This window comes from Pedobacter ginsengisoli, from assembly GCF_002736205.1.
Taxonomy (GTDB): Bacteria; Bacteroidota; Bacteroidia; order Sphingobacteriales; family Sphingobacteriaceae; genus Pedobacter; species Pedobacter ginsengisoli_A.
Genome location: NZ_CP024091.1, coordinates 3,017,585 through 3,029,034, shown reverse-complemented (window position 1 = coordinate 3,029,034; position 11,450 = coordinate 3,017,585). Strand labels below are relative to the sequence as shown.

Sequence of the window (11,450 nt, the reverse complement as noted above, 5' to 3'; positions counted from 1 at the left end):
TTGAATCGAATTATGAGTATTTTTAAATTAAAGATAAATTTTGAAGAACAAGGAAAAGAAGCCATTGAATTACCCATTGTAAGTGGAGAATCGGTTCTTGATGCTTGTTTAGATCACGGAATAGAATTACAGCACAATTGCGGTGGAGTTTGTGGCTGCAGTACCTGTCATGTTTACGTATTAAAGGGTATGGATAATATCCAGGAAATTTCTGACAAAGAGGAGGACTTTATTGACAGGGCTGTTCGTCCTAGAATTACTTCGCGATTAGGATGTCAGTGCGTTGTTATAGATGGGGATATAGAAGTAACTATTCCAGATCAATCAGAGTTTTTAGGTCACTAATTAATAAAACAATAAATTATACAGAAACATGCAAGATAAATTTGCTTTACCAATATACTGGAATGACCATGAAGATATAGCCCAGGAGTTGTATGAGAAATTTGGTGATGATTTTAACGAAGCTAAAATATATCGCATCAGATTTACTGAGTTAATAGAATGGGTATTGGAATTACCTAATTTTAAAGGCACCAGAGAAGAAAGTAGCGAAGGTCATTTGGAGCAAATTCAGTCGGCCTGGGTTTACGAATGGAGAGATAATCAAGATTAATAAGATATGTTTCTGCAGAAGCTTAAAGAGATTACCACCCTTATTTTTGATGTGGATGGTGTACTTACCAATGGTGATATTATAGCATCAGATAGTGGAGAGTTTCTGCGTACATTTAATATTAAGGATGGTTATGCTTTACAGTTAGCCGTAAAACGGGGATATCTCATTTGTATAATCTCTGGAGGTAAGGGTTTGGCAATGCAAAGACGTTTTGAAGGTTTAGGCATTGCCGAAGTATTTCTGGGTGTTTCAGATAAGGTAGAAGTATTTAGCTCTCTTCTAACCAAATACAATCTCACTGCCAGTGAAGTGTTGTATATGGGAGATGATATTCCCGATCTTAAGGTAATGCAACTGGCAGGGCTTCCAACATGCCCTTCAGATGCTGTTCCTGAAATAAAAGCTATTTCAGAATATGTTTCGCCATACCCAGGGGGGAAAACCGCAGTTCGCGATATTGTGGAAAAGGTACTTAAAGTACAGCAGAAATGGTTCGATGAGAACCCATCAGCAGCCGATTCAGGCAAGTAATAATCTGCAACAATTATGTTACGATTTTTAGATTAAACCTATTCTTGGGTTCATACTCTAATTTTTTACAAAACCGAAGCTGAAAGCTTTGTAACCATTAAAAAGTAAAAAAGTATGAAAAAATTATTGATTATCTGCGGATTGTTATTCAGTGTGGTAACATTTGCACAAGCACAACAAGGTCAGGGAAATGGTGGTCGCAGAGGCGGAACACCTGAAGAAAGAGCAAAAAGAAATACTGAGATGCTTACTAAAAAGTTAAGCCTTACAGCAGATCAGCAAACCAAAGTTTCTGCCATATATCTGGAGCAAGCCGAGGGAATGAAAAAATTACGTGAAGATGCTGCGGGAGATAGAGATGCAATGAGGGCCGCAATGGTAAAATCTAATGAGGAAAGTGATGCTAAAATTAGTGCCTTATTAAATGATGATCAGAAAAAAGCTTATACTACCTGGAAAGAGGAAAGAAAAGAAGCTATGAAAAAAAGACAAGAAGGTAACGGCGGAGGTCAATAATTATAGAAAGATTTAAAAATAATAGAAGCGGTGTATGGCCGCTTTTATTATTTTTGGACAAATTTTATTTATGTACAAGCAGAAACTTCCGATAATACTCGCCTCAAAATCTCCAAGAAGACAGGAATTGATGAAATCTATGAATCTTGATTTTAAAGTAGTTTTAAAGGATGTGGATGAAAGCTATCCGGAGGATTTATTACCAGCAGAAATTGCAATTTATATTGCCGAAAAGAAGGCCGCAGCATTTGCTGATATTAGTAATGAAAGCATTGTAGTTACCGCTGATACCATTGTTGCCTATAATAACGAAATATTAGGTAAACCTGAAGATGCTACCCACGCTACAGAAATGCTAAGCAAACTTTCAGGCACAAATCATCAGGTTTATACAGGGGTTAGTATTGTCCATGCCGGTAAAACACATTCCTTTTACGATGTTACTGAAGTATTTTTTAATCCGTTAACCGCAGAGCAGATTGAATTTTATATCACTAATTTTAATCCTTTTGATAAAGCAGGTGCTTATGGTATTCAGGATTGGATAGGTCTGGTAGCTGTTGATAAGATTATTGGTTCTTATACAAATGTAATGGGCTTGCCAACAGAAAAACTGTATAAAGCCCTGGTTGCTTTTTAATCTGCAAAGGAATATAGAACACCCATTTTTAAATCGTAGGTAGACAGGCTAATCTCTTTAATCTCAGACATTGATAGAATATGATTTGTAAGAATCGCGGCAATAACTATCATATCTACCCTTAATTCTATCAGGTCAGGCATGTTTTCTCGTTCTGCGTGTGTAGATGCAATTAGCTTTTCAGATAGGCTATTGTAAGTGGTAAATGCTATAGATGCGGATTTTATATTCTTTATTTCAATGTCTTCTTTTAAAAGCATGCCGGCAAAGGTCTCAAAAGCTCCTGCAGATCCTATTAGATGATTAGGCTTAAATAATATACAAGCTTCTTTTAAATCGGTTAGTTCATTGTTTAAATGATTAATTATAGCAGATTTATCTTGCTCACTAATTGGATCAGAATGGAAATAAGCCTGCATTAACCTGGCAGCACCTATGTTATAGCTTTTCTTCCACAATAGTTTATTATTGTCGCAGATTATAAATTCAGTGCTTCCACCACCTATATCCATAATCAATGATGTGCCATTGATTATGCCTGTAGCTTTTACTCCGTTATAAATGTATTCAGCTTCTTTATCACCATCAATAACCTGTATATTAATACTGGCATTTTTCCTTACGGCATCAACAAAATCCTTTCCATTGGTGGCGCTTCTTACTGCCGAAGTGGCGACAGCTACTGTTTGCTGGGCCTTATACTTATCAATTTGTTGTTTAAAGATTTTTAGTGTTTCAACTCCACGCTCAAATGCTTCCGGGATAATGATGTTTTCATTAATTCGTCCCTGGCCAAGCCTAACCGGAACATTTGTTTTATAGATGATCTGAACGTTAGCATCAGATATATCTGCTATTATAAGGTGGAAGGTATTAGTACCAAGATCAATAACTGCAGCTCTCATTAAGGGTGTATTTTAAGGTAAAAGTGCAAAAAAAAAGCCATCCGGAAAGGATGGCTTTTTATAAAAACTATTTAATTATTATTCGAAATATTCCTTCATTTTCTCAAAGAAACTCTTATCATGTTTACCAGGTTGTGGTTTGAAATTAGGAGACTCTCTTAATTTTTCAAGCATGCTTCTTTCTTCTGAGCTTAAAGCCTTTGGAGTCCATATGTTTACATGGATAATCTCATCGCCTCTGTGATATGAATTGATTTCAGGAATACCTTTACCTTTTAAGCGCAATAATTTTCCGCTTTGGGTACCTGGTTCAATTTTGATTTTTGCTTTACCATCAATAGTTGGAACTTCGGCACTATAGCCTAATGCTGCATCAATGATAGAAACATGTAAATCATAGACCACATTATTTCCTTCACGTTTTAAAGTTTCATGAGGTATTTCTTCAATCAGGATGATCAGATCTCCGGGGATACCACCGCTAGGGGCAGCATTACCTTTTCCACTCATACTTAATTGCATGCCGTCACTTACACCAGCAGGGATATTGATAGTAATGGTTTCTTCACCACGAACTATACCATCACCATGACAAGATGTACATTTAGCTGTAATTTGCTGTCCGCTACCGTTACAAGTAGGGCAGGTAGAGCTGGTTTGCATCTGGCCAAGAATAGTGTTGGTTACTCTACGAACGGCTCCACTTCCACCACAGGTTTTGCATGTACTTACAGAAGAGCGGTCTTTAGCTCCTGTTCCGTCGCATGTTTTACAGCTAATTTGTTTATTTACTTTGATTTTTTTCTCTGTGCCGTTGGCAATTTCTTCAAGAGTAAGTTTTACTTTGATGCGAAGGTTGGTTCCTTTGGCAACACGTCGGCCACCGCGCGATTGCTGACCTCCCCCTCCAAAAAAGCTTTCGAAAGGGCTACCACCGCCGCCACCAAAAATATCTCCAAACTGACTGAAGATATCTTCCATGTTCATTCCACCACCGCCATATCCGCCGCCTGATGCTCCACCAACACCGGCATGGCCATAATGGTCATAACGTTGTTTCTTTTCCGGATTACTTAAAATCTCATAAGCTTCGGCAGCTTCTTTAAAGCTATCCTCGGCAGCTTTATCACCAGGATTTTTATCAGGGTGAAATTTAATGGCCAGTTTTCGATAAGCCTTTTTAATTTCTTCGGCAGATGCGCTTTTGGTTACACCAAGTACATCATAAAAATCTTTCTTACTCATAATTTTAACTACCCACTACAACTTTAGCAAAGCGGATCACTTTATCATTCAAAGTGTAGCCTTTCTCTAATTCATCCATTACTTTTCCTTTTAACTCTTCACTAGGCGCAGGTATTTTAGTAATAGCCTCATGGTTGTCAGTATCAAAAACAGTATTAATGCTTTCAATTTCTTTTAATCCCTTTTGAGCTAAAATACTTTTTAGCTTATTATGTACCAATGCAACACCTTCGCGAATTGGATTTATATCAGTAGCAGTCTCTATTGCCTTATTTGCACGATCAAAATCATCTAACACAGGTAATAATGAAATTACTACATCTTTTCCGGCAGTTTGTAAAAGCTCTACACGTTCTTTTTGAGTACGACGTTTGTAATTGTCAAATTCAGCAAACAATCGCAGGTATTTATCATTTAATGCTGCATTTTCCTGTTGTAATTTTTCTTCAGCTGATAGCTCGGGTGCAACTTCGGTTTCGGCAACCGGATTTTCTACAGTTGTCTCTTCAGTATTTATTTGATCTTCGGTATTATTCATCTGCTCTTCAGCGTTATTTTTCACAATTGGATCAGTATTCTCGTTCTTTTTCTTCTTGCTAAACATGGTATAGTAGAATTTTGATTGTAAACTCAAAAGTTTTGCCAATGAAATATATCAGTCATGGTGTCAGTTTTATTTAAGATAAACTGACGCAAATGACTTAAAAGGAATGTTTTGTCAGATTTTGATATTTAAACAATTTCTGCATCTTCATGAACAATACCTCCTTCACATTTAATGATTCTTGAAGGGAAGGTTCTTATAATATGATAATCATGGGTAGCCATAAGTACAGCAGTTCCACTCTGACTAATTTGCCTAAGCAACATTACTATTTCTTCTGATGTATCAGGATCTAAGTTTCCTGTAGGCTCATCAGCAAGTATTATTTCAGGATTATTTAATAATGCACGTGCAATCACAACGCGTTGTTGCTCGCCACCTGAAAGCTCATGAGGCATTTTTCTGATCTTCGATCGTAAACCTACCTTTTCAAGAACATCTTTAATGCGTTCTTCAATTAAGGCCTGATCTTTCCATCCGGTAGCCTTTAATACAAACTCCAGGTTTTTTTCAATAGTTCTGTCTGTAAGTAATTGGAAATCCTGAAATACAATACCTAATTTCCTGCGTAAAAAGGGAACATCTTTAATTGCAAGATTTTTTAAATCAAAACCAGCTATTTGGCCATTGCCGTTACCAATATGAAGATCTCCGTAAATGATTTTAAGCAAACTACTTTTACCGGAACCGGTTTGACCAATTAAAAAAACGAATTCCCCCTTATCAACATTTAAATTTACATCTGATAAAACCAGGTGTTTTTGTTGAAATACATCTACATTCTTTAGATTTATAACTGCGTTTCCTGTCATTTTTAAATATCTATTTTAGCAATTTGTCCAAAAGGCAAATCATTTACAAAATTCATAATGTAAGGCAATTTATCACCGAAGCCTAATTTCTCAAGTGATTTATCAGGCCTGTCTACCCTAAAGTAAGCCAATAGGGTAAATTTATCATCCCTTAATTGTACATAATCAGGGATCTTGGCAATGCCTTTTACTTTAATAACATACATCAGGTCAAAAATAGTATTTCAAATCGATAAATATGGCATATCATGTATTTATCTAATCACGGTAAGAGATCCGGTTATAGGTTTCATGCCATTTTTTAGATCAATAATATAGTAGTATACGCCCACAGGAACGTCCTCATTTCTATATTTTCCATCCCATGGCTTTTCATATCCCGTGCTTTCAAAAACAAGGTTCCCGTAACGATTCATTACTTTAACTACCGGGCTCTCAACAGCATCAATGGCGGTAATATTCCAGCTGTCATTAATATTATCGCCATTTGGGCTAAAAGCATTTGGAGCAATTAGCTTTGGATAAACCTTTACAAATACCGTATCTAAGGCAGTTTCACAACCCAGATCTGATACCACGTTCAGAATGTAATTGGTATCTTCTTTTGGCGATACTTTGGGGTTAAGTGAATTTGCGTCATCAATATCGAGAGCGGGAGTCCAGAAATAGCGTATCCCATCACCAGAAGCTTTTCCATTTAGTTTGACATCATATCCCTGCAATATTTTTTTATCAGGACCTGCATCAGCCGTAGGAACTTTATTGACAATCACATTTACCTGGGCTTCTCTGTAGCAGGTACCTCTTGTTACCTGTACGGTATATAGGGTAGTCACAGCTGGTGAAGCTATAGGGTTGGCTATATTAGGATCAGACAGCCCGGTTTCCGGAGACCACTTATAGCTTGTGCCTCCAGATGCATTTAACTGAACGCTTGTTCCTGCACAAATCTGAGGGGCTGGGTTTCCTACGTTGGGCTGGGGTGGTGGAATAACATCTACGGCCACTTCAGCGGTAACTTCACATCCAAGGTAGTTTACTGTAACGCTATAGGAGCCAGACATACTAGTGGTAGCATTTAGGATTGAGGGGGACTTTTCCCTGGAAAATTCTGTGCCATCAGGCCTTCGCCATATATAAGTGCCTTCATTCTCTACATGTAACATAATTGCGTCTCCTACGCATATAGGCCCATTACTTATGGGATTTACTACTGGCGGAGGATTAACTCTGATGGTTATGGTTTCGGAAGCCGTACGACAACCCTGAGAATTAAAGTTTCCTGGTTCTGCAGCGGTCAGTCTATAATTGTATGAACCCAGACTTGCATTAGGAATTTGCACATTATAGTTTGATGGGTCGGTAGCTCCTGCAATATCAGACCAGATGCCATCAGTTTGTTTTTGCCACTGAAAACGGAACGTTTCTGAACCCGCTATCTGGCTTGATAAGTTTAAGTTGGCATTTGCTCCCAGGCAAATATCCTGAATCCGGTTAAAATTGCTGCCTACCCCAGCCTTAATGTCTGGTCCGCATGCCCTGAAAGTAATGTCATCTATTACTATGTCATTGCCTCCGGCATCTCTTTCATTAAAAACGTTGTTGATCATTGTGATCTTTACACGGGTAGCTGTTGTGGTTTGAAAGATGAAACCATACTGTCGCCAATTGTTGTTCTGGTCTGGAATATCCCCAGTGTCGTATGAACGTAGTACATTGCCGTTCATATCGGATACAACGAATGTGATGTTTGGTTTTAGTCCATTATAGTCGAGCATATTAAACAGCCAAGCCGCAAACTCATATTTGGTATTTGCACAAAGGTCAGTCTGGACTATTGTTTCAAAAAAAACGCCCCTATTGCGATCCGCATTCACAACCATCATATAACCGTCTGGATCGTTTGGAGTATGATTGGTTACTGTATACCAGTTCGCATTCATTGCCAGCGTGGTTTTTGCTATGGTATAGTCACCATCCCGAACATTTCTATGACTTACATAGGTGTAAGTACTTAAACCGGGATCAGGGCCAGCATCATCACTTCCCCTTCCAAAATCTATATTTACTACCGGATCTCCCAATGAACCGGTACATACCTGTGCCTTAACCTTTGCAGCATTAAAGGTAAAAATTAAAAATAGAGCAATAATTTTTATGTACCCCTTGGTCAACACAGTAATTTAAGCAATACAATATAATGCTTATTCACTGTATTTTAAACAATTAATTTGCTTATATCGAACTCAAAAAATCTATGGTATTTACATTGTCTGCATAATCCCAAAGTTTTGGAATCTGGCTCTCCCCAAATCCTAGTACATCGGTTTTTAATTCAAAAGGCACATTACTTACCACACATTGAATGTTCTCTTCTTCTGCCTGTAATTTAGCTGCAACATCTTCGATATTCTTGTATCGTTCATAATACAATACAGCCAGCGGAGAAGACATTCCAGGGTCTTCCTTTAACAGTAAGAAACCATTGTCGTAATGCTCAGCCATATTTACCAGATAAATAGACTTGTTGTAATCGTAATTGTTGTTGTATTTAAAATGATTAATAATTTCTTTGAAATGTTCAATTGGTTCAAAAAGATTTTTAATATTATAATCTTCAGGGATAAATAATTTAGAAACATTTCTGCAACCCAATCCGAAGTAATCAAAAATATCATGACCAAGAGATGCAATTTCCGATGGAGTTTCCTGTCCGGATAGAACAGCAACACTATTTCTATTTTTACGAATGATGTTTGGAACTTTGCCAAAATAAAAATCAAAATACCTCGAAGTATTATTGCTGCCAGTAGCTATTACTGCATCAAAATCTTTCAAACGATCAACATAAATAATATAGTCAGCTAATTCAGGCTCAATAATAATCAGCTGAGCAAGTAGGGCAGGTAGTAATTTGTCGTCCGATGAAGATAGTTTAATCAGAGCGATGTTTCCTGTTGATAATACAGACAATATATCATGAAAGCCTACCAAAGGGATGTTTCCGGCAAGGATAAGCCCAACTTTTTTAGGGGTTTTATTAATTGTAATATCTTTAAACCATGTTTCAAGGTCTTGCTGGTTAAGCATTTTATGCAAGGCATTTAAGGCTCTTTCAACCTCATCTTTAGTAAACCAGGCATTGCTGTTTTGAGCCCTCCAGATCAGGTTTTTAAATTCCAGATCAGGATTGACCATGTAGTCGCTAAGTTTTTTTAATGCAATAATTAGTTTTTCCGCAGTAAGGATTGGCATATTTCCAACAATTTTAAAGTTTAAGTGTTATATTTGCATTGCAAAGTTAACCCTTAGCAATAGATTTACACGAAGACATGGCTATTAAAATAACAGACGAATGTATTAACTGCGGAGCATGTGAGCCTGAATGCCCAAATAATGCAATTTATGATGCAGGCACAGCCTGGAGATTTTCTGATGGTACTAACTTAGATGGTATTATCGATTTTGGCGACAAACAAATAGATGCGGGAGCTGCACAGGATGCAGGATCTGACGAGGTCTATTATATTGTTTCGGATAAGTGTACAGAATGTAAAGGCTTTCATGATGAACCTCAATGTGCTGCGGTTTGTCCGGTAGATTGCTGTGTTGATGACGAAGATGTTCGCGAAACAGAAGAAGAATTATTGGCTAAAAAAGCTTGGTTACACCAAGAGAACTAGCTATAATAATTTAATTTATATGAGGGTGTATCATGATAATGGTACACCCTTTTTTTTATTTACTCTTTTTCTTCATACTTGTTTGGCACAATTAAAACAGGGCAGGCCGATTTTCTAGCCACATGCTCAGCCACACTTCCCATTAAAAAGTGATACAGACCAGTACGGCCGTAAGTGCCAATTACAATAAGATCAGAACCATATTCATCAGATTGTTGTATAATACCGTGTGCAGCGCTATCAACTACACTTAAATAAGTAGTAGCTATACCGTGACTAAATTTAGTTTCAATTTCTTTTAACAATAAATGACTATTTTCTTCACTGTTATCGTAGGTTTCCAAAAAAACAGGGGCTAATGTCAAATCAGGGCTTATATTTGCAGGCACTGGCTCTATAATATTAACAAGTGCTACCTCTGCGCCAAATGTTTTTGCTACTTCATAACCAACTTTTGCTGCTTTTTCTGAACATGTACTATTGTCAACTGCAATTAAAATTTTTTTGAGGTTCATCGTCTTATAGATTAAGGTTTATACTATAAAAATAACAAAATAACTGAGCAAAAGTTTACATTTATACCATTGATTTTATGCTATGGAACAATACTATGGAATATGTAGGGTGGCAGTAGCGCCCTTAAGATCTGAGCCATCAGACAGAGCAGAAATTGCCTCTCAGTTGCTTTTTGGTGATCATGTGGAGATCATCTCAAAAACCGAAAAGTGGTGGCAGGTACGTAATGCTTATGACGGATATGAGGGTTGGATGGATTTTAAGCAGTTAACAGAAGTATCTTTAGATGAGTATACAAATAACCATAATTGTAAATACCTGGCACCTGCCGAAATTGTAAATATAATTACAGATACCGAAGGCAGTAAATATTACCTCTCTCCAGGCAGTAATCTCCCTTCATTTAATAATGGGTATTGCAGCATTGGTAATGAAAAGTATAAGGTTTTATTTAACCCAAAAGTGGTTTCTGGTACCGAGCCAACCGATATTATAAATACAGCGCTTTTCTTTCAGAATGTTGCTTATTTATGGGGCGGTAAGAATTTATTTGGAATGGACTGCTCAGGATTTGCGCAGATTGTATTTAAATTACAAGGCATACAATTAAACCGGGATGCCTGGCAACAGGCTGAACAAGGTGAAATCGTTGATTTTTTGCCTGAAGTTAAACCCGGAGATGTGGCTTTTTTTGATAATGAAAATGGACGTATTATCCACGTCGGTATTATGCTAAATACAACCGATATTATCCATGCTTCAGGTAAAGTTAGGATAGACCCAATGGACAATCAAGGAATTTATAATGCAGAATTGGGGAGGTACTCTCATAAACTTAGAATTGTTAAGCGGTTAACTTAACAATTCTAAATGTTTAATAAATTTAGCCCTTTTCTACAATACATTTGGGGTTATGCGAAACCGGGAAATTACAGGAGTTCGCTATAAAACACATTTTGTTTGCCTGCTCGTGTAATGAATTAGCTTTTTCTACATGCTCTTCTCTATTAATCACTACTACAGGGTTTAAAATAACTTCGGTAAAATGCCCGCTTCCACTAGCTTCTTCAGTCATTTTTCCCACGGCATTGTCGGTGTAATCCAATACAATGATCTCATTTTGAGAGCACAGATGTAAAAACCAAAGCATATGACATGATGATAGTGATGAAACCAGTAAGTCTTCAGGATTGTGCTTGGTTTTATCACCAAGAAATGCAGAATCTGATGATCCCTGGATATCTGCCTTATGGTCTATTGATATAATATAACTTCTTTCGTACGACCGGTAGTCCATTGTTCCAGAACCTTTATTACCTGTCCATGTTAAACTCGTTTGATATAGATGTTCTTTGGCCATAACTTATACTTAGTAGCCT

Annotated in this window: 16 protein-coding genes; 7 read left to right on the top strand and 9 right to left on the bottom strand. The window is 37.2% G+C overall.

Annotated elements, in window-relative coordinates; all coding sequences use genetic code 11:
* Positions 1–12: 12 nt before the first annotated feature.
* The 5 genes from CPT03_RS12490 to CPT03_RS12470 all read left to right on the top strand — a co-directional run bounded on the left by CPT03_RS12490 (position 13) and on the right by CPT03_RS12470 (position 2,306).
* On the top strand, positions 13–345 hold the full coding sequence (locus CPT03_RS12490; protein ID WP_099439159.1) for a 2Fe-2S iron-sulfur cluster-binding protein: 333 nt from the start codon (positions 13–15) through the stop codon (positions 343–345).
* A 28-nt stretch (positions 346–373) separates the two neighbouring features.
* Positions 374–616 (top strand): Fe-S cluster assembly protein IscX, encoded by a 243-nt coding sequence (gene iscX, locus CPT03_RS12485; RefSeq protein ID WP_048904286.1) that lies wholly within the window; start codon positions 374–376, stop codon positions 614–616.
* A 6-nt stretch (positions 617–622) separates the two neighbouring features.
* The gene (locus CPT03_RS12480; RefSeq protein WP_099439158.1) at positions 623–1,150 is read left to right on the top strand and encodes a KdsC family phosphatase; all 528 of its coding nucleotides are present in this window, start codon (positions 623–625) and stop codon (positions 1,148–1,150) included.
* A 114-nt stretch (positions 1,151–1,264) separates the two neighbouring features.
* Positions 1,265–1,666 carry a periplasmic heavy metal sensor gene (locus tag CPT03_RS12475; protein ID WP_099439157.1) on the top strand — a complete coding sequence of 134 codons (402 nt, stop codon included), beginning with the start codon at positions 1,265–1,267 and terminating at the stop codon, positions 1,664–1,666.
* Positions 1,667–1,736: 70 nt separating this feature from the next.
* On the top strand, positions 1,737–2,306 hold the full coding sequence (locus CPT03_RS12470; RefSeq protein ID WP_099441102.1) for a Maf family nucleotide pyrophosphatase: 570 nt from the start codon (positions 1,737–1,739) through the stop codon (positions 2,304–2,306).
* On the opposite strand, the gene CPT03_RS12465 is transcribed toward CPT03_RS12470, so the two are convergent.
* From CPT03_RS12465 to CPT03_RS12435, 7 genes are all read right to left on the bottom strand, one after another.
* Positions 2,303–3,211 carry an exopolyphosphatase gene (locus CPT03_RS12465; protein ID WP_099439156.1) on the bottom strand — a complete coding sequence of 303 codons (909 nt, stop codon included), beginning with the start codon at positions 3,209–3,211 and terminating at the stop codon, positions 2,303–2,305. The genes CPT03_RS12470 and CPT03_RS12465 overlap by 4 nt on opposite strands.
* A 78-nt stretch (positions 3,212–3,289) precedes the next feature.
* Entirely contained in the window at positions 3,290–4,456 is a 1,167-nt protein-coding gene (gene dnaJ, locus CPT03_RS12460) for a molecular chaperone DnaJ (RefSeq protein WP_099439155.1), read from the bottom strand.
* Positions 4,457–4,460: 4 nt separating this feature from the next.
* Positions 4,461–5,060, bottom strand: a complete 600-nt coding sequence (locus CPT03_RS12455; protein ID WP_099439154.1) for a nucleotide exchange factor GrpE — start codon at positions 5,058–5,060, stop codon at positions 4,461–4,463.
* A gap of 128 nt (positions 5,061–5,188) precedes the next feature.
* Positions 5,189–5,872, bottom strand: a complete 684-nt coding sequence (locus CPT03_RS12450; RefSeq protein ID WP_099439153.1) for a cell division ATP-binding protein FtsE — start codon at positions 5,870–5,872, stop codon at positions 5,189–5,191.
* A 2-nt stretch (positions 5,873–5,874) separates the two neighbouring features.
* Positions 5,875–6,078 carry a fructose-6-phosphate aldolase gene (locus CPT03_RS12445; protein WP_099439152.1) on the bottom strand — a complete coding sequence of 68 codons (204 nt, stop codon included), beginning with the start codon at positions 6,076–6,078 and terminating at the stop codon, positions 5,875–5,877.
* Positions 6,079–6,126: 48 nt separating this feature from the next.
* Positions 6,127–8,046 (bottom strand): gliding motility-associated C-terminal domain-containing protein, encoded by a 1,920-nt coding sequence (locus tag CPT03_RS12440; RefSeq protein WP_099439151.1) that lies wholly within the window; start codon positions 8,044–8,046, stop codon positions 6,127–6,129.
* 61 nt (positions 8,047–8,107) lie between these two features.
* On the bottom strand, positions 8,108–9,127 hold the full coding sequence (locus tag CPT03_RS12435; protein WP_099439150.1) for an acyl-CoA reductase: 1,020 nt from the start codon (positions 9,125–9,127) through the stop codon (positions 8,108–8,110).
* 77 nt (positions 9,128–9,204) lie between these two features.
* Between CPT03_RS12435 and CPT03_RS12430 the strand changes: the two genes are divergently transcribed.
* Positions 9,205–9,555 carry a 4Fe-4S dicluster domain-containing protein gene (locus CPT03_RS12430; RefSeq protein ID WP_099439149.1) on the top strand — a complete coding sequence of 117 codons (351 nt, stop codon included), beginning with the start codon at positions 9,205–9,207 and terminating at the stop codon, positions 9,553–9,555.
* Positions 9,556–9,614: 59 nt separating this feature from the next.
* On the opposite strand, the gene CPT03_RS12425 is transcribed toward CPT03_RS12430, so the two are convergent.
* On the bottom strand, positions 9,615–10,070 hold the full coding sequence (locus CPT03_RS12425) for a universal stress protein (protein ID WP_099439148.1): 456 nt from the start codon (positions 10,068–10,070) through the stop codon (positions 9,615–9,617).
* A gap of 82 nt (positions 10,071–10,152) precedes the next feature.
* Here CPT03_RS12425 and CPT03_RS12420 point away from each other — a divergent pair, with 82 nt between their 5' ends.
* Positions 10,153–10,932, top strand: coding sequence for a C40 family peptidase (locus tag CPT03_RS12420; RefSeq protein ID WP_099439147.1), 780 nt, complete (start codon positions 10,153–10,155; stop codon positions 10,930–10,932).
* A gap of 22 nt (positions 10,933–10,954) precedes the next feature.
* Here CPT03_RS12420 and CPT03_RS12415 read toward each other — a convergent pair whose 3' ends face one another.
* Positions 10,955–11,431 carry an OsmC family protein gene (locus CPT03_RS12415; RefSeq protein WP_099439146.1) on the bottom strand — a complete coding sequence of 159 codons (477 nt, stop codon included), beginning with the start codon at positions 11,429–11,431 and terminating at the stop codon, positions 10,955–10,957.
* Positions 11,432–11,450: the final 19 nt, after the last annotated feature.

What these genes read in the sequence shown, in the direction of transcription:
- iscX (WP_048904286.1), top strand. Translation starts at nt 374, where the DNA reads ATGCAAGATAAATTTGCTTTACCAATATACTGGAATGACCATGAAGAT.
- CPT03_RS12475 (WP_099439157.1), top strand. Translation starts at nt 1,265, where the DNA reads ATGAAAAAATTATTGATTATCTGCGGATTGTTATTCAGTGTGGTAACA.
- CPT03_RS12420 (WP_099439147.1), top strand. Translation starts at nt 10,153, where the DNA reads ATGGAACAATACTATGGAATATGTAGGGTGGCAGTAGCGCCCTTAAGA.
- CPT03_RS12490 (WP_099439159.1), top strand. Translation starts at nt 13, where the DNA reads ATGAGTATTTTTAAATTAAAGATAAATTTTGAAGAACAAGGAAAAGAA.
- CPT03_RS12435 (WP_099439150.1), bottom strand. Translation starts at nt 9,127, where the DNA reads ATGCCAATCCTTACTGCGGAAAAACTAATTATTGCATTAAAAAAACTT.
- CPT03_RS12430 (WP_099439149.1), top strand. Translation starts at nt 9,205, where the DNA reads ATGGCTATTAAAATAACAGACGAATGTATTAACTGCGGAGCATGTGAG.
- dnaJ (WP_099439155.1), bottom strand. Translation starts at nt 4,456, where the DNA reads ATGAGTAAGAAAGATTTTTATGATGTACTTGGTGTAACCAAAAGCGCA.
- CPT03_RS12445 (WP_099439152.1), bottom strand. Translation starts at nt 6,078, where the DNA reads ATGTATGTTATTAAAGTAAAAGGCATTGCCAAGATCCCTGATTATGTA.
- CPT03_RS12465 (WP_099439156.1), bottom strand. Translation starts at nt 3,211, where the DNA reads ATGAGAGCTGCAGTTATTGATCTTGGTACTAATACCTTCCACCTTATA.
- CPT03_RS12450 (WP_099439153.1), bottom strand. Translation starts at nt 5,872, where the DNA reads ATGACAGGAAACGCAGTTATAAATCTAAAGAATGTAGATGTATTTCAA.
- CPT03_RS12470 (WP_099441102.1), top strand. Translation starts at nt 1,737, where the DNA reads ATGTACAAGCAGAAACTTCCGATAATACTCGCCTCAAAATCTCCAAGA.
- CPT03_RS12455 (WP_099439154.1), bottom strand. Translation starts at nt 5,060, where the DNA reads ATGTTTAGCAAGAAGAAAAAGAACGAGAATACTGATCCAATTGTGAAA.
- CPT03_RS12480 (WP_099439158.1), top strand. Translation starts at nt 623, where the DNA reads ATGTTTCTGCAGAAGCTTAAAGAGATTACCACCCTTATTTTTGATGTG.
- CPT03_RS12415 (WP_099439146.1), bottom strand. Translation starts at nt 11,431, where the DNA reads ATGGCCAAAGAACATCTATATCAAACGAGTTTAACATGGACAGGTAAT.
- CPT03_RS12425 (WP_099439148.1), bottom strand. Translation starts at nt 10,070, where the DNA reads ATGAACCTCAAAAAAATTTTAATTGCAGTTGACAATAGTACATGTTCA.